Genomic DNA, 15,446 nt, shown 5'->3' with positions numbered 1-15,446 from the left:
GCTCTGCGGTATCACGAGGAATGCTCGGCGGCTTCCAGCTCTCTCACGACAAACCAGTAGGTCAGGCCTGCGACGAATCCGGCTGCGGCGAACAGGCAGACAAGTCCGGATGTCCAGACGGCCGGAGACCGCAGCAGCACCGTGATGCTCAACGCGCCGATCGCAGCGCCTGCACCGGCGAAGAACCCGGCGGATCGGATTTCAAACTCCTCGCTCAGCCAGATCACGACCGCTGAAGGAATGGCGGTCAGCACACACGTGATGACGAGAACCAGGAATGTGGGAAGCAGAAGCGCGATGGCGCCTCCCAGCAGCCTTATGATGTCGCCGCCGGATGCGACCATCAAGAGGGTCTGGACAACGCCGGAGAGAACCGCAGTTGCGGCCCCGCATCCGGCGAGCCAACCTCCAAAGGCACGGCAACCGTCATCAGACATCTCGCCCTCCTCACAAGATCGCCTCGAACGCGCTGCGCAAGGTTTCGTGGCGGAACACAAAGCCGTTGCTCAGCGCCTTGTTCGGCAGCACACGCTGGCCGCCGAGCAATAGCTCATTGGCGAAGTCGCCACCGACGGCGCGGAGCAGCGCGGCAGGCACGCGGAAGATCGCGGGTCGATGCAGGCGCCGCCCCAGCTCCTCGGTGAACTTGGTGTTGGTGACCGGGATCGGCGCGGTCGCGTTGATCGGGCCTGCGAGCTCCGGCTTCGCGATCACATGCGCGATCAAGCGCACCAGATCGTCGCGTTCGATCCATGACATCCACTGCTTGCCCGAGCCGAGCGGGCCGCCGAGACCGAATTCGAAGGGCGTCAGCATCCGCGTAATGAAGCCGCCGTCGGTGCCGACCACGAGACCGATCCGCAAATACGCCACGCGCACGCCATGATCGGCAGCGGGCTTGGCCGCATTCTCCCAGGCCTCGCACAGTTCATGACTGAAGCAGGCGTGGGATTTCGCCGACTCCGTCAGCACCTGGTCCTGCCAGAGACCGTACCAGCCGATCGCGGAGCCACTCACCAGCACCGACGGCTTGCGTTCGAGCCGCGCAATCAGCCTGACGACCTCAGCCGTCATGTCGATACGCGAGGCGATGATCTTGCGGCGCTTCGGTTCGGTCCAAAGACCATTGCCGATCGGCTCGCCCGCGAGATTGACGATGGCGTCGATCCCTGAGTTGGCGGGCAGTTGGTCGAGGCTCGTAATCAGCGTCACCGGCGGCGGCAGCATCTCGGCCTTCGCCGGATTGCGGATCAGCGCAATCACTTGATGGCCGGATGCGGTGAGGCTTGCGGCCAGGCGGCTGCCGACGAATCCGGTCGCACCGGTGACGAGCACGGTCTGCCGCGCCGGCAATTTCTCGACCAAGGTGGCGGCCGGCAGGCTGACCATCCGTCCCAGCCGCCTCGCAGCGGCGAAGTCACGGGCACCGAACAGCGCGGCGCCGAAGGCCGCGGCAGTTGCGAACACGCTCAGCAGGCCCGCATAAGCCGGCTCGACAGCCGTCGGCAGCGTCGCCCAGCTGATCAGCACCGGCACCAAGAGCACCAGGATGGCGCCGTAGTTGATCGCGAGCAGCGTATGATTGATCCGCTCGCTCGGCGGCAGTTTTCGGCTCAGATCCTCCTCGACGAAATCCATCAGCGTGATCACGACCTCGACGACCAGCACGGCCATGATGGCGATCGCGAGAATGCCGTGCACCTCAAGCCAGCCGAGCACGAGGAACAGCAGCGCATAAAGCATGTTCCGCACGCTGTGCAGTTGCAACTCATGACGCTGCGAGGGACGCCAGGCGAGCCGCTCGGTGAATTCGTGGTGATAGAAGGTATCGAACGCGCCCATCGCGATCTGGATCGCGACGAGGGTCCAAAGCAGCGGCGTCATGACGAGGCCTCCCTGAACACGGCAGACTGACGGATCAGCCGGCCAAAACGTGGGTGGATGATCTCCAGCGTGAAGCGGAAGTCGCCGCAGCCGAGATCGGAATGGGTGACGGTGAGATCGCCGGGCGTGAGCCAATCGGGCAATTGCATCCGAAACGGCCCGAGCCGCAGCGAATAGCCGACGCTATGAAACACCAGCGCCTCGTGCTCGACCGCGATCCGCAACGCCATGCTGACGCCGAAACCGACATACTCCTCGAGCCCGGTCGGCCCGGCAAAGCGCTTGGCGGAATGAATCACCTGCGGGAAGCCGTCGCGGCGCGCGCAGATACGGGTCCAGATCTGGCCGCCGCTCGCGGCGTCCTCGGTGACGGTGACGATCATCGGCACGCCGGTCTCGGTGCCGGTCGGAAGCGGTCCGCCGATCAGCCGCGCGGCCTGTGCCAGCCACCAGCCGGCGCGGCTGCTCGAGGCTTCGTCGACCTCGCCGACATAGACGACGGTGTTGCCGTCCTCGAACCGCTTCGAGAAGCGCCGCCAGATCGCAACCGGCAGGCGGCCCCAATCCTCGTCGGGCAGCAACGCGCGGAAGCGATGGTCGTCGAACAGTTTCGTATCGGAAGCCGGCGCTGTCTTTAAGGTGGATATCCTTGCTGACGCCATCGTACACTCCCGTTACGCCGCCGCCCCTATTTGGCTCTGCCTGTCGGCAGGAAACTCACGATCTTCTCGCCGAGCCTGATCAGCGCGACCAGGCGCGGCCGCGGCACGTTCAGCATCTGCGTGTACCAGCGGTCGACCAGCTCGGTGAACGTCAGCATCTCCTTCAGCCGCTTGCTGGCGAGCGGGCTGATGGCGGGATCGTCGGCCGCGTCGGAGACGCAAGCGCGCAGCGCGGCTAGCGCGGGATCGATCTCGCGCTCCTTGCGCCCGGCTGCGATCTTCGCCGCGACCTCCCAGATATCGGTCTCGGCCTCGAAATGGTCGCGGCGGTCGCCGAGGATCGGCACCCGCCGGATCAACCCCCAGGACAGCAATTCCTTGATCGAGTTCGAGACGTTGGAGCGCGCCATGCCGAGCGTGTCGGCGATGTCCTCCGCGGTCATCGGCGCTTCGGCGAGATAGAGCAGCCCGTGGATCTGGCTGACCGAGCGGTTGACGCCCCATTCGTCGCCCATGTCGCCCCAATGCAGGATGAAGCGCTCGACGGCGGCAGGAAGTTTTTTCTTGGCGGTTATTTCTGTCATGACAGAAATATCAGACTGTTCGGAGCGGAAGTCAAGGGTCATCGATGCCGCTCAGGGACGCCGCGCGACCTAGCGTGCGCCTCTCGCCTGTGTGACCCCAGCGCGGATGATCATCACAGATGACGAATTTTCCTTTGTCGCGACCGACGTCTTCGTCCAAGCTGATCCGGGTGGACGATTTTTCGGCCGGATCGCGGGCTGTCGACATGAGCCAGCTTCACGGCCAACAAGGAGCTTGCGATGCCCGCGTCCGACAAGGAGTTCGTTGGGTCCATTCCAGAACTTTACGACCGGCTCCTCGTGCCGATGATTTTTGAACCCTACGCACGCGATCTCGCACAACGCGCCAAGGCCGTTGGCCCGCGCGACCTGCTTGAGACGGCCGCGGGCACCGGGGCCGTGACCCGCGCGCTGTCGGCAGCGCTCGGCCGCGGCACCCGCATTGTGGCGACCGACCTGAATGAGCCGATGCTCGAACGGGCGAAATCGCGGATGCCGGACGCGGCCGATATCACGTGGCGGCAGGCCGACGCGCTCAACCTGCCGTTCGACAATGCGAGCTTCGATGTCGTCGCCTGCCAGTTCGGCGCGATGTTCTTCCCCGACAAGCCCAAGGGCTATTCGGAAGCTCGCCGGGTCCTGAAGCCGGGCGGCCGTTTCCTATTCAGCATGTGGGATCGCATCGAAGAGAACGAGTTTGCCGACGTGGTGACCCAGGCATTGGCAGAGGTCTTCCCGGCCGATCCGCCGCGATTCCTGGCGCGCACGCCCCATGGCCACTACGCGGCGGACCCGATCCGGGCCGATCTTTTGGCCGCGGGCTTCAGCAAGATCGAGATCGACACCGTCCGGCAGCAAAGCCGGGCGAACGCGCCGCACGATCCGGCGATCGGTTTTTGCCAGGGCTCACCGCTGCGCGGCGAGATCGAGGCGCGCGGCGGGATCGGCCTCGACGCCGCGACCGAGCACGCCGCATCGGCGCTCGCGCGGCGCTTCGGCAAGGGCGCGATCGAAGGCCGCATTCAGGCGCTGGTGATCACGGCTGTTGCGTGACCACACGTCATATCGTCGGCAGGATCGAGAACCGCTCCCCTGCCCGTCGCAGGTTCAGAAGATCGGAATTGCCTGATACGGCGTGCACGGCATCGACCCGCGCCGAGAACGGTCCGCGGCCGCAGGCCGCGATCATGTCAGCGACGACGGCCTCGGGGCCGACGAACACCGCCTCGACGCTGCCGTCGCGGCGATTGCGGACCCAACCCTCGAGGCCGCGCGAGGTCGCCTGCTCGTCCACCCAGGCACGATAGCCGACGCCCTGCACCCGGCCACTGACCGTGACATGGCGGATCACACCGCTCATTTTTTCAGGCCGAGGAACTCGCCGCTGCGCGCCTTGGTCTCCGCCTCGCGCATCACGCGGCTGGTCAGTTCGGACGAGGCGATGCCTTTCAGATTCTTCGGCGAGGTGCCTTCGCGCAGCGCCTTCAACGTTTCGTAGACGGCCTGGGTTGCGGCCGCGAACGGCGCGTGGCCCTGCAGCGCGATCCTGACGCGCTGGCTTGCCAGATAATCCAGCGCGGTCATCTCCTCCGGCGCGCCGCCGAGCACGATCGGCAGCGTCGTGGCGGCCGAGAGCGCCTCGAGCTCACCGCGCGACTTGATACCGGTGAAGAACAGTCCATCGATGCCGACCGCCTCATAGGCCCTGGCGCGTGCGATCGCGTCGTCGAGATCTGTGATCGAGACGGCGCCGGTCCGGCCCAGGATGACGAGCGACGGATCGCTGCGGCCGTCAAGCGCGGCCTTCATCTTGCCGACGCCTTCCTCGAGCGAGATCAGCTGCGCCTTGGCCTGGCCGAACGCCTGCGGCAGCAGCGTATCCTCGATGGTAAGGCCGGCGGCACCGGCAGCTTCGACCTCCTGAACCGTGCGGCGAACGTTGAGCGCATTGCCGTAGCCGTGGTCGGCATCGACCAGCACAGGCAGGGTCGACGCACGCGACATCCGGCGCACCTGTTCAGCGAATTCAGTCAGCGTGATCAGCGCAATATCGGGATCGCCGAGCACGGCGAGCGACGCCAGCGAGCCGCCGAACATGCCGAGCTCGAAACCGAGATCCTCCGCGATCCGGATTGAGGTCGCGTCATAGACCGAGCCCGGGCGGATGCAGGATGATCCGCTGAGAATCGATCGCAGTGCTTCGCGGCGTTTACGGAAAGCCATGGGGACACTCCTCACTCACGTCATTCCGGGGCGATGCAAAGCATCGAACCCTCAGGTGCGCAATTGCGCACCCAAAATCTCGAGATTCCGGGTTCTCGCTTCGCGAGCCCCGGAATGACAATCTCAGGCGAACTCCAGGATCAGCGCATCGACCGCGAGCGTGGCGCCGGCGGCGGCGTGGATCTTCTTGACCGTGCCGTCGCGCTCGGCGCGCAGCACGTTCTGCATCTTCATGGCTTCCACCACCGCGAGCGTCTCGCCGGCCTTGACCTCCTGGCCCTCGGTCACCGCGATCGACACCACGAGCCCGGGCATCGGACACAGCAACTTCTTGCCGGTGTCGGCGGCCGAGGTCACCGGCATCAGCCGCGCCGAGGTCGCCTCGGTCTCGGTGAAGACATAGACCGGCACCTCATAGCCTTGATGCGCGAGGCGGAAGCCGTTGTTGATGGCCCGCACCTGCACGGCGACAAAATTGCCGTCGATGGTGCCCTGCCACACCGGCTCGCCCGGCGCCCAGCTCGACACCAGATTGTGCGGATTGCCCGGCAGCCCGTCGGCGCCGATGAAGCGCACTGCGATGGCGTCATCCTCGCGCGCGACGTCGAGCGAGATCTCGGCGCGATCGAGCCACACTGCGCGACGGCGCTCGCGCTGCACCACCCGGCCGCCCATCTGGCCGGAAATCTGCCGCTTGCGCTCGCCCAGCACGTGATCGATCGCGGCACCGACTGCCGCGAGCCGCCGCGCGATCTCACCCTCGGGGGCGCGCGCCGAGAATCCCTTGGGGAATTCTTCCGCGATGAAGCCGGTCGAGAGCCGGCCCTCGCGCCAGCGCGGATGGTTCATCAACGCCGACAGGAACGGAATGTTGTGCCTGATGCCGTCGACATAGAAGGCGTCGAGCGCGGTCGCCTGCGCCTCGATCGCCGCGGCGCGCGACGGGGCGTGGGTGACGAGCTTGGCGATCATCGGATCGTAGTGGATCGAGATCTCGCCGCCCTCCTGCACACCGGTGTCGTTGCGGATCGTGATGCCGTCATGGCTGGCCTCGGCCGGCGGACGGTACTTCACCAGGCGGCCGATCGACGGCAGGAAGTTGCGGAACGGATCCTCGGCATAGACGCGGGACTCGACCGCCCAGCCGGTCAGCGTGACGTCCTTCTGCGCGAGTGCAAGCTTCTCGCCGGCGGCGACGCGGATCATCTGCTCGACGAGGTCGATGCCGGTGATCAGCTCGGTGACGGGATGCTCGACCTGCAGACGGGTGTTCATCTCCAGGAAGTAGAAGCTCTTGTCCTGGCCGGCGACAAATTCCACGGTGCCGGCCGAATCGTAGTTCACCGCCTTGGCCAGCGCGACCGCCTGCTCGCCCATCTTGCGGCGGGTCTGCTCGTCGAGCAGCGGCGACGGCGCTTCCTCGATGACCTTCTGGTTGCGGCGCTGGATCGAGCACTCGCGCTCGCCGAGATAGATCACGTTGCCATGCTTGTCGCCGAGGATCTGGATCTCGATGTGCCTGGGATCGACGATGAATTTCTCGATGAAGACGCGGTCGTCGCCGAACGACGACTTCGCCTCGGCCTTGGCGAGGTTGAAGCCTTCGGCGACTTCGCTCTTCGAATGCGCGATGCGCATGCCCTTGCCGCCGCCGCCGGCGGAGGCCTTGATCATCACGGGGTAGCCGATCTCGTCGGCGATCTGGACCGCGTGCTTGTCGTCCTCGATGACGCCGAGATGGCCGGGCACGGTCGAGACCTTGGCCTTCGCCGCGGCCTTCTTGGATTCGATCTTGTCGCCCATCGCGGCGATGGCGCCGGGGTTCGGGCCGATGAAGACGATGCCGGCGGCTTCCAGCGCGCGCGGAAACGCCTCGCGCTCGGACAGGAAGCCGTAGCCGGGATGCACGGCCTGTGCGCCGGTCTTGCGACAGGCGTCGACGATCTTGTCGATCAAAAGGTAGCTCTCGGCCGCGGCGGGCGGGCCGATCAACACGGCGTCGTCGGCTATCTCGACATGCAGCGCGTCGCGGTCGGCCTCGGAGTAGACGGCAACCGTCTCAATCCCCATACGGCGCGCAGTCTTGATGACCCGGCAGGCGATCTCGCCGCGGTTGGCGATCAGGATTCGTTTGAACATGCTCTTCTTGCTTGGGCTTTGGGCAGGATTCCTCCCCGCGCAATCCGGCACGGGCGATTGGCGTAACCACTCCGTGGTACAGCAAAATGCCCCGAAGGCAAATGCAGACCGGGCCCGGCACCTGGCCGGTCCTTGGCCGGTTCTTGGCCGGTTCTTGGCGGTAGCCGGAGGGGTATTTCAGCCCGAATAAGTCTTGAAGCGGCCGCGCGAATGCGCCTTAGCGACGGCCTTCATCAGCTCGCTAACCTCGTTCTCCAGGAATTCATTCGCCACGATCAGCGCCCGGATGGTCGCGCGCAAATTGCCGCCGCACGCGGAAATAGCCTGATCGACAGCCGCTTCCAGCCCGTCATCGTCATCAGATTCGGGCCGTGCAGACATCATGGGGCATCCGGGATTCAGGTGGCACATCATGTTCCTATTTTGTTCTCATGAAGTCAATCGGATCTTTGCTCGGAAGCCGTCTGCCGAGGCGCCTCTCGCTTCCGCCGCCAGCGCGCGAGGCATTGCAGGGTCCAGATGTCGGTGATGACATCCGCAATGAGGTTGATGATGAACTCGGCCATATCAGCATCCCTTCGATAGCAATGTCCGGCCGTTCTACGTCGCGGAATGCCGATCGTGATGTGACGGCGCGCACGCATCGCGTGCGAACAGTCCTTGGTTGGATCGTACCCGCCTGTGCTAGAAGTTCGGCTGCCCGCCAAAAATCTGAAGTGAGAAAATGCGGTTTCGGAATCCGGTCATCACGACGCTTCTCCTGACATGCCTGTCCGCGAGCCCTGTCCTGTCTGCGACGGCTGCGCTGTCTGCGACCGGTGGCCCCTCCACGGCTATCGTCAAGGACGCCGGGACGGTTCAGCTCGGCAACACGGTCTATCGGCTCGACGGCATCGACGCGCCGGCGGCCGACCAGCTCTGCATCGACGAGCACGCCGACGTCTGGACCTGCGGGATTGAAGCGCGCGACCAGCTGACCCGACTGATCGGCGGCAAGCCGATTCATTGCGACGATGTCGGCGTCGATCCGACCTTCAAGAAGCGCCGCCTCGGCGTCTGCAAGCTCGAGGGCGACCCGACCAGCCTGAGCCAGGTGATGGTGCAGAAGGGCTACGCCCTCAACGTCGAGACGTCGGCCACTGGCCGATTCAAGCCGGATCAAGCCACCGCCACGGACAGTCGTGCGGGGCTGTGGAAGGGCTGCTTCGTGGCGCCGCGCGATTTTCGTCTCGGCAAGAAGGACGGCGCCCTGCTCGGCAACGCCTGCCCGGCCGACCGCGACACGCAGATCCGCAATGCGCTCTTCCCCGACGACCTGCCGATGCCGGCAAGCTGCAACATCAAGGGCAAGTACGCCGTGCGCGCCCGCGTCACCGGCAATGTCGGCATCTATCACCTGCAGGCGTGCCGCAGTTACCCGGGCCTTGGCAATCCGGATCGCTGGTTCTGCTCCGAGGAGGATGCGCAGGCCGCCGGGTTCCGCAGGGCCTATAATTGCCGCCCGCCCAAAGGCAAATGAAGGGCAAGTGACGGGCAAGTGATCGCCGCAAATCACGCTGGAAAAGCCGCCTCGTCCTGTGTGAAACTGCGCCGAGAGGTTGCCGGCGCGTATGACCCCACCCGATCCCGCTGATGTGCTTCCCGAAGCTGCGGCAGCCGAACGGCTGCGGCAGCACCTTGAGGAGATCGCGCGCGAACGCGACCGCGCCCATCGCGAGCTTCAGGAGCGCGAGGCCGAGCTGGCACGGATCCAGCGCATCGCGCGGGTCGGCGGGCTCGAGATCGATTTCCGCGACGGCGTGCGCAACCGCCGCTCTCCCGAATATCTGCTGGTGCACGGCCTGCCGCCCGAGGAGGTCAACGAGACCTATGAGAACTGGGTCGCGCGCATCCACCCCGACGATCGCGAGCGAACCATCAGGCACCTGTTCGGCGTGCTGAAGGCCGGCGGCGAGGATTACACCGCCGAGTACCGCATCATCCGCCCGAACGACGGCGAGAGCCGCTGGATCCGTGTCGTCGCCAAGATCGACCGCGACCGCAACGGCCGTGCGCTGCGGCTGGTCGGTGCCGATCTCGACGTCACCGATCAGATGCTGGCGCAGGAAACCCTGCGCGAGAGCGAGGAACGCTTCCGCCTGATCGCCGACAGCGCGCCGGTGCCGATCTGGGTGACCAAGCTCGACCGCACCCGCTCCTTCGCCAACCAGGCCTATCTGGATTTCCTCGGCCTGCCGTTCGAGGAAGCCGTCGTGTTCGACTGGCGCAAGGCGCTGCATCCGGATGATCTGCCGAACATCCTGCAGCAGCAGATCACCGGCGAATTGTCGCTCAAGCCATTCGTGCTCGAGGCACGCTACCGGAATGCCGCGGGCGATTGGCGCTGGCTGCGCTCGGAATCGCAACCGCGCTGGGACCCGAACGGCAAGCATATCGGCTTCATCGGCGTCGCCCATGACATCACCGCGGCCAAGGAAGCCGAGATCGAGCTGCGCAAGCTCAACGAGTCGCTGGAGCGGCGCATCCTGGAGCGCACCGCCCAGCTCGAATCCCGCGAAGCGCAGACCCGCGCGATCCTGGAAACCAGCCATCAATATCAGATGCTGCTCAACCGGGATGGCGACCTGCTCTACACCAACCAGACCGCGCTGGCCGGCATCCGCGCCGGGGCCGCCGACGTCGTCGGCAAACCGTTCTGGGACACGCCCTGGTTCACTGCGACCGACGGCATGCCGCGCGTGATCCAGAATGCCTTTGCGACCGCGATGCGGGGCGAGGAAGTCAAGGTCGAGCTGCAGCTGCACCTGCCGATCGGCGAGCGTTATTTCGATTTCGCGATGCGCCCGTTGCAGGACCAGCACGGCACGATCGTCGGCGCGGTGCCGGAGGCTGTCGACATCACCGAACGGCGCCTTGGCGAGGAAGCCCTGCGGCAGTCGCAGAAGATGGAAGCGGTCGGCCAGCTCACCGGCGGCGTCGCGCACGACTTCAACAATCTGCTCACCATCATCCGCTCCGCGACCGACTTCCTGCGCCGCCGCGAGCTGCCGGACGAGCGGCGACGCCGCTACATCGATGCGATCTCGGAGACCGTGGAGCGGGCCTCCAAGCTCACCGCGCAGCTCCTGGCGTTTGCGCGCAGGCAACCGCTCAATCCCGAAGTGTTCAATGTCGGGACGCAGGTCGATAGCGTGGTGCAGCTGATCCGTCCGCTGGTCGGCGCGCGGATCCACATCGAGGTCAGGATCGAGGATCCCGACTGCTTTGCGATCGCCGATATCGGCCAGTTCGAGACCGCGATGATCAACCTTGCGGTCAATGGCCGCGACGCCATGAACGGCGAAGGCCAGCTGACGATCGGCGTCAGGAAGGTCAAGCACATCCCTGCCCTGCGCGCCCAGGCCTCGCGCAGCGGCGATTTCGTGACGGTCTCGATCCAGGATACCGGCACCGGCATCTCGCCGGAAAATCTCGACGCTATCTTCGAACCATTCTTCACGACCAAGGAGGTCGGCAAGGGAACGGGCCTCGGACTGAGCCAGGCGTTCGGTTTCGTCAAGCAATCCGACGGCGATATCGAGGTGACCTCTACGCCGGGGCACGGCGCGACCTTCACCATCTATCTGCCGCAGGCGATGCGCCCGGCGGACGCCAAGGTCGCGGCCAGCGCCGGCATCGAGCAGGCCTCGATCGGCCGCGGCTATCGCGTCCTCGTGGTCGAGGACAACGACGATGTCGGCCAGTTCTCCACCGAGCTGCTCGAGGATCTCGGCTATTCGGTCAAGCGCGCAGCGAACGCCAACGCGGCGCTGTCGATCCTCTCCGAGAACGAGTTCGCCGCCGACCTCGTGTTCTCCGACGTGATCATGCCCGGCATGAACGGCGTCGAGCTCGCCGGCGTGATCCGCGATCGCTTTCCCGGCCTGCCGGTGGTGCTGACCAGCGGCTACAGCAACGTGCTCGCCGAGAACGCGCATAGCGGCTTCGAGCTGATCCAGAAACCCTATTCGGTCGAGGCGCTGTCGCGCACGCTCCGCAAGGCGATCGCCGAGCAGCGGGCGACCACCTCAAAACCCTGATCCCGCCGCCGGCCGCGCGCTACTCGATCACCACATGCGCGACGCCGAGCTGAAGGATGCCGAGCGCGCGCGCCGCCGTGGTCGAGACATCGATGATCCGTCCGCGAACGAACGGTCCGCGGTCGTTGACCCGGCACCGGATCGATTTCCCGTGATAGGACACGGTGACCATACTGCCGAATGGCCGCTTGCGATGCGCGCAGGTCATCTCGCCACTCCTGCCGATCCCCCGATAATAGGACGCAAGGCCGCTCTCTGCGTTCGCCATGCTTGAGGCAAACAGCAGCATGGCCGCGGACACTACTGCGGTTTTCATTGATCGCCTGCCGGTCGAGCCCCGCAAAGGAACGCGGTTCCACGATTTCGGTTCCGCGCCGGTCGCGTCGGCAGGTCGATTTTTTGGAACTTTTCAGGGAAAGCCGCTCAGGCGGCCTCCTCGACGCTATCGGCCGCGAGCAGCGTCCGGAGGTCCTGCGCGGGAACCGGCTTGCTGAACAGATAGCCCTGCATCTGCGTGCAGCCGAGCATCTGCACGGTATCGCGCTGCTGATCGGTCTCGACGCCCTCGGCGGTCGTGATCATGTTGCGGTCGGCGGCGATCGAGACCACTGCGCGGATGATCGAGGCCGAGCCGCTGTTGCGGGTCACTTCCTTGACGAAGCTGCGGTCGATCTTGATCTTGTCGAACGGGAAGCGCTGCAGATATTGCAGCGACGAGTAGCCGGTGCCGAAATCGTCGAGCGCAATGTGGACGCCGAGCGCGCGCAGCTGGCCGAGCGTGACAAGCGCCGCATCGTCGTCGGCGATCAGCACCGCCTCGGTGATCTCGAGCTCGAGCCTGCGCGGGTCGAGCCCGCTCTCGGCGAGCGCGCTTGCAACTTTCAGCGCCAGCGTCTCCGACTTGAACTGGATCGGCGAGACGTTGACCGCCAAGCGCACATGCGCCGGCCAGCCCGCCGCCTCGATGCAGGCGGTGCGCAACACCCACTGCCCGATTTCCTCGATCAGCCCGGTTTCCTCGGCGACCGGGATGAACTCCGCCGGGGAGATCATGCCGCGCACCGGATGCCGCCAGCGCAGCAGCGCCTCGCAGCCGGTCACCTCGTCGCTGCGCAGGTCGACCAGCGGCTGATAGTGCAGCTCGAAGCGGTCTTCCGCCAACGCACTTCGCAGATCGGCCTCCAGCGCGCGGCGCAGATTGGCCTGCTTCTCCATCGCCGGATCGAAGAAGCGATAGGTCCTGCGGCCGGCGGCCTTGGCCGCGTACATGGCGAGGTCGGCGCATTTGAGCAGGCCGAACAGGTCGGAGCCGTGACGCGGGGCGATCGCGATGCCGATGCTGGCGTCGCTCGACAGCCAATGACCGTGGCAGTCGAACGGCGTGCGCAGTGACTGATAGACGCGCGCGACCAGATCGCTGACGTCGTCGTCCGACATGATGTCATGCTGGACGATCGCGAACTCGTCGCCGCCGAGGCGCGCGATGAAGTCGTTCGATCCGACCGACTGGCGCAGCTTGTCGGCCACGCGCCGGAGGAATTCATCGCCGATCGGATGACCCAGCGTGTCGTTGATCCGCTTGAACTCGTCGATATCGATGTAATGGATCGCGAACTCGCGGACGGTCGCCTCGCGCAACAATTCTTCCGCGTGACGCTGGAACAGCGTCCGGTTCGGCAGATTGGTCAAGGCATCGTAATGCGCGAGATACTCGATCTGCGCCTGCGCACGCCGCCCGTCGGTGACGTCCTCGAGCGTGGTAGCCCAGCCGCCGTCGGGTGCGCGTTTGTAGATCAGGCGGATGCTGCGGCCGTCGGGCGTCACGATCACCGAATCCCGGATTTCGTCACCCCTGGGATTGGTGAACCGCGCACAGTATTCATCGACATCGCCGACAAATGAACCGAGCGCCTGGCGATGCAGGATCAGATCGCGCAGATGGCAGCCGGGCCTGGCGACATCGGGCGACAGGCCGAACATGTCGATATATCGCTGGTTGCAGATCACGAGCCGCGCCGAGGCATCGAACAGCAAAAGCCCCTGCGTCATGGTGTTGATGGCGGTGTCGAGATGCTGGCTCTTCTCGGACAGCCGGCGCTGCGCCGCATCGTGCTGCCGCTGCAGCTGGCGGACGATCAGGAAGACCGCGAAGCTGATGACCAGTACCGCTAACACGGCCGCGCAGAATTGCAGCTTGGTCTGGGCGCGACAGTCTTCCAGCGCGCTCGAGGTCTTCGTGGTGGCGAGGATCAGGATTGGAAAATGCGACAGCAATCTGACCGCACCGACGTTCTCCTCGCCAGAAGCGCCAACGAACCGTCCCGACGTGTTGCCGCCAAAGCTGATGACCTTTTGGAACACTGGCAGGTTGATGATGTTGCGGCCGATCACGCCGGCATCCTGCGGATAGCGCGCGATGATCGTGCCGTCGCGGTGGATCATCGAAATCACGGTGTCGCCGCTCAATGCCAGCGAGGCGAGGAAATCCTCGAAATGGCTGGGCTCGACGCCGCGGCTCGCAAAGCCGATGATCTCGCCGTTGCGCCCGGTGATCTTGCGCGCAAAGATCGTGGTCCAGTTGCCCGTCACCTTGCTCATCGCAGGTTCGACGATGACAGGCGACGTCGGTCGTCCCGAGGTGAACTCCTGGAAATAGCGCCGTTCGGCAATGCTGACGTCGGGCACCGGCCACATCTCGGACGAGTTGATCAGCCATCCCTTGGCATTGAACAAATTGAGCCCGCCGACATGCGGCAGCGCGGCCAGCCGCGTGCGCAGCATCTCGTGCGCGCTCAAAAGCGACATGTTCTTTTCGAACTGATCGGCGGTCTCGACCTGCTCCGACCGCAGATAGTTCACGATGTCGTCGTGGACATGCTGGAGGTCGCTGAGCTGCTGGTCAAAATGCCGCGACAGCAGCAGCGCGGTGTTGTTGAGTTCGCGTTCGGACATCTCCAGCGCGCGCTCGCGAAACTGCAGCGCGAGATAGCCGGTGCCAAGCGTGATGGCGAGCACCAGCAGCGCGGCGCTCAGGACGAGCCACTGAATGGCGCCCATCCTGGTGGCGCGCAACACACCCTTGATCGACAGCCGCCGGTGCTCCGGCTTCACGCTGTTCGTTGACACAACCGACATTTTCCTGCCCCTGCGGGTGCCCTTCTAAGGGAACACAACCCAAGGGCTCGTTAGGAAAGTCAGTTATCGGACTGTTAAGGTGGATGAATAGCTGAGCGCGATCAGCACGGGAATCCTCAGGGCGCGACCGCCTCAGGCCTCCTTCAGGCTGCACTCGATCAACGCGCCCTCGATGCTGAACTTCGAGAATGGCGAGAACGGCGTCGCGGCCTTGAGCGCGGCGAAGAATTGCGAGTCGCCCGGACTCTTGAGGAGAAAACGGATGTGGCTGGCCGCCAGCGCATCACGCGACAGCCAGACGACGCCGGAGAACAGGGCCACGAGCATCTGCGCGTAATCGCTGACATCGGCGAGGCCGAGATCGTAGATCGGAGACACATTGATGAAGCGCGTGCTGAGCGCCGGCGACGTATATCGGCTCATCAGCAGACGTCTGACCTGGCAGACCGCGTGGACCCGTTCGCCGTCGGTCAGGTGATACAGCCCCTGACTGTCACCTTCCCTGGCCGTCAGCGCTTCAAAGGCTCCGATGCCGCCAAAGGTGGCAAAATCCTCTCCGACGCCTTCAGCGTCCTTCTTCCATTGTGCCTTGATGAGACGCCAGGACCGCTCAGGATCCTTGATTGGCAAAAGCCGCATGGTTAAGGGGCTGTTAGCACGGAGGGGAGTCGTCGCTGAGATAATATGTCGCAGGCATTAAGCATTTGCTTACAGCGGTAGCCGGCTGCGCCGACGCGACG

15 protein-coding genes are annotated in these 15,446 nt (G+C 65.0%); 3 read left to right on the top strand and 12 right to left on the bottom strand.

Annotation, left to right across the window (positions count from 1 at the left end):
* Nucleotides 1–11: 11 nt before the first annotated feature.
* From JQ573_RS26105 to JQ573_RS26090, 4 genes are all read right to left on the bottom strand, one after another.
* A complete protein-coding gene (locus tag JQ573_RS26105; protein ID WP_212318496.1) occupies nt 12–344 on the bottom strand; it encodes a hypothetical protein in 333 nt (110 codons plus the stop codon).
* A 103-nt stretch (nt 345–447) separates the two neighbouring features.
* A complete protein-coding gene (locus JQ573_RS26100) occupies nt 448–1,884 on the bottom strand; it encodes a TIGR01777 family oxidoreductase (protein WP_212318492.1) in 1,437 nt (478 codons plus the stop codon).
* The gene (locus JQ573_RS26095; RefSeq protein ID WP_212318488.1) at nt 1,881–2,546 is read right to left on the bottom strand and encodes a DUF4166 domain-containing protein; all 666 of its coding nucleotides are present in this window, start codon (nt 2,544–2,546) and stop codon (nt 1,881–1,883) included. Before JQ573_RS26095 ends, JQ573_RS26100 begins: the two co-directional genes overlap by 4 nt.
* A gap of 26 nt (nt 2,547–2,572) precedes the next feature.
* The gene (locus tag JQ573_RS26090; RefSeq protein WP_212318486.1) at nt 2,573–3,130 is read right to left on the bottom strand and encodes a GbsR/MarR family transcriptional regulator; all 558 of its coding nucleotides are present in this window, start codon (nt 3,128–3,130) and stop codon (nt 2,573–2,575) included.
* Between the two features lie 240 nt (nt 3,131–3,370).
* Here JQ573_RS26090 and JQ573_RS26085 point away from each other — a divergent pair, with 240 nt between their 5' ends.
* A complete protein-coding gene (locus tag JQ573_RS26085; protein WP_212318483.1) occupies nt 3,371–4,183 on the top strand; it encodes a class I SAM-dependent methyltransferase in 813 nt (270 codons plus the stop codon).
* A gap of 7 nt (nt 4,184–4,190) precedes the next feature.
* Here JQ573_RS26085 and JQ573_RS26080 read toward each other — a convergent pair whose 3' ends face one another.
* The 5 genes from JQ573_RS26080 to JQ573_RS40670 all read right to left on the bottom strand — a co-directional run bounded on the left by JQ573_RS26080 (nt 4,191) and on the right by JQ573_RS40670 (nt 8,058).
* Entirely contained in the window at nt 4,191–4,490 is a 300-nt protein-coding gene (locus JQ573_RS26080) for an acylphosphatase (RefSeq protein ID WP_212318472.1), read from the bottom strand.
* Entirely contained in the window at nt 4,487–5,353 is an 867-nt protein-coding gene (locus JQ573_RS26075) for an oxaloacetate decarboxylase (protein ID WP_212318470.1), read from the bottom strand. The genes JQ573_RS26080 and JQ573_RS26075 overlap by 4 nt, the downstream gene beginning before the upstream one ends.
* Nucleotides 5,354–5,476: 123 nt before the next feature.
* Nucleotides 5,477–7,492 carry an acetyl/propionyl/methylcrotonyl-CoA carboxylase subunit alpha gene (locus JQ573_RS26070; protein WP_212318468.1) on the bottom strand — a complete coding sequence of 672 codons (2,016 nt, stop codon included), beginning with the start codon at nt 7,490–7,492 and terminating at the stop codon, nt 5,477–5,479.
* Nucleotides 7,493–7,669: 177 nt separating this feature from the next.
* Complete coding sequence (locus JQ573_RS26065) at nt 7,670–7,876, bottom strand: hypothetical protein (RefSeq protein WP_016840474.1); 207 nt, start codon at nt 7,874–7,876, stop codon at nt 7,670–7,672.
* Nucleotides 7,877–7,929: 53 nt separating this feature from the next.
* Nucleotides 7,930–8,058 carry a hypothetical protein gene (locus JQ573_RS40670; protein WP_283815118.1) on the bottom strand — a complete coding sequence of 43 codons (129 nt, stop codon included), beginning with the start codon at nt 8,056–8,058 and terminating at the stop codon, nt 7,930–7,932.
* Between the two features lie 158 nt (nt 8,059–8,216).
* Here JQ573_RS40670 and JQ573_RS26060 point away from each other — a divergent pair, with 158 nt between their 5' ends.
* The gene (locus tag JQ573_RS26060; RefSeq protein ID WP_212318466.1) at nt 8,217–9,011 is read left to right on the top strand and encodes a thermonuclease family protein; all 795 of its coding nucleotides are present in this window, start codon (nt 8,217–8,219) and stop codon (nt 9,009–9,011) included.
* A gap of 91 nt (nt 9,012–9,102) precedes the next feature.
* Entirely contained in the window at nt 9,103–11,571 is a 2,469-nt protein-coding gene (locus JQ573_RS26055) for a PAS domain-containing protein (RefSeq protein ID WP_212318464.1), read from the top strand.
* Between the two features lie 19 nt (nt 11,572–11,590).
* Here the strand turns inward: JQ573_RS26055 and JQ573_RS26050 are convergent, their stop codons facing one another.
* From JQ573_RS26050 to JQ573_RS26040, 3 genes are all read right to left on the bottom strand, one after another.
* On the bottom strand, nt 11,591–11,887 hold the full coding sequence (locus JQ573_RS26050; RefSeq protein WP_249132367.1) for a septal ring lytic transglycosylase RlpA family protein: 297 nt from the start codon (nt 11,885–11,887) through the stop codon (nt 11,591–11,593).
* A 107-nt stretch (nt 11,888–11,994) separates the two neighbouring features.
* Nucleotides 11,995–14,706 carry an EAL domain-containing protein gene (locus tag JQ573_RS26045; protein WP_212318462.1) on the bottom strand — a complete coding sequence of 904 codons (2,712 nt, stop codon included), beginning with the start codon at nt 14,704–14,706 and terminating at the stop codon, nt 11,995–11,997.
* A gap of 132 nt (nt 14,707–14,838) precedes the next feature.
* Nucleotides 14,839–15,345 (bottom strand): hypothetical protein, encoded by a 507-nt coding sequence (locus JQ573_RS26040; RefSeq protein ID WP_212318460.1) that lies wholly within the window; start codon nt 15,343–15,345, stop codon nt 14,839–14,841.
* Between the last annotated feature and the right edge of the window lie 101 nt (nt 15,346–15,446).

It is taken from the genome of Bradyrhizobium sp. AUGA SZCCT0105 (assembly GCF_018129565.1).
Taxonomy (GTDB): Bacteria; Pseudomonadota; Alphaproteobacteria; order Rhizobiales; family Xanthobacteraceae; genus Bradyrhizobium.
This window is presented reverse-complemented; position numbering and strand designations above follow the sequence as displayed.

Coding starts and splice junctions, on each gene's coding strand:
- JQ573_RS26105 (WP_212318496.1), bottom strand. CDS start 344: ATGGTCGCATCCGGCGGCGACATCATAAGGCTGCTGGGAGGCGCCATC.
- JQ573_RS26100 (WP_212318492.1), bottom strand. CDS start 1,884: ATGACGCCGCTGCTTTGGACCCTCGTCGCGATCCAGATCGCGATGGGC.
- JQ573_RS26095 (WP_212318488.1), bottom strand. CDS start 2,546: ATGGCGTCAGCAAGGATATCCACCTTAAAGACAGCGCCGGCTTCCGAT.
- JQ573_RS26090 (WP_212318486.1), bottom strand. CDS start 3,130: ATGACAGAAATAACCGCCAAGAAAAAACTTCCTGCCGCCGTCGAGCGC.
- JQ573_RS26085 (WP_212318483.1), top strand. CDS start 3,371: ATGCCCGCGTCCGACAAGGAGTTCGTTGGGTCCATTCCAGAACTTTAC.
- JQ573_RS26080 (WP_212318472.1), bottom strand. CDS start 4,490: ATGAGCGGTGTGATCCGCCATGTCACGGTCAGTGGCCGGGTGCAGGGC.
- JQ573_RS26075 (WP_212318470.1), bottom strand. CDS start 5,353: ATGGCTTTCCGTAAACGCCGCGAAGCACTGCGATCGATTCTCAGCGGA.
- JQ573_RS26070 (WP_212318468.1), bottom strand. CDS start 7,492: ATGTTCAAACGAATCCTGATCGCCAACCGCGGCGAGATCGCCTGCCGG.
- JQ573_RS26065 (WP_016840474.1), bottom strand. CDS start 7,876: ATGATGTCTGCACGGCCCGAATCTGATGACGATGACGGGCTGGAAGCG.
- JQ573_RS40670 (WP_283815118.1), bottom strand. CDS start 8,058: ATGGCCGAGTTCATCATCAACCTCATTGCGGATGTCATCACCGACATC.
- JQ573_RS26060 (WP_212318466.1), top strand. CDS start 8,217: ATGCGGTTTCGGAATCCGGTCATCACGACGCTTCTCCTGACATGCCTG.
- JQ573_RS26055 (WP_212318464.1), top strand. CDS start 9,103: ATGACCCCACCCGATCCCGCTGATGTGCTTCCCGAAGCTGCGGCAGCC.
- JQ573_RS26050 (WP_249132367.1), bottom strand. CDS start 11,887: ATGAAAACCGCAGTAGTGTCCGCGGCCATGCTGCTGTTTGCCTCAAGC.
- JQ573_RS26045 (WP_212318462.1), bottom strand. CDS start 14,706: ATGTCGGTTGTGTCAACGAACAGCGTGAAGCCGGAGCACCGGCGGCTG.
- JQ573_RS26040 (WP_212318460.1), bottom strand. CDS start 15,345: ATGCGGCTTTTGCCAATCAAGGATCCTGAGCGGTCCTGGCGTCTCATC.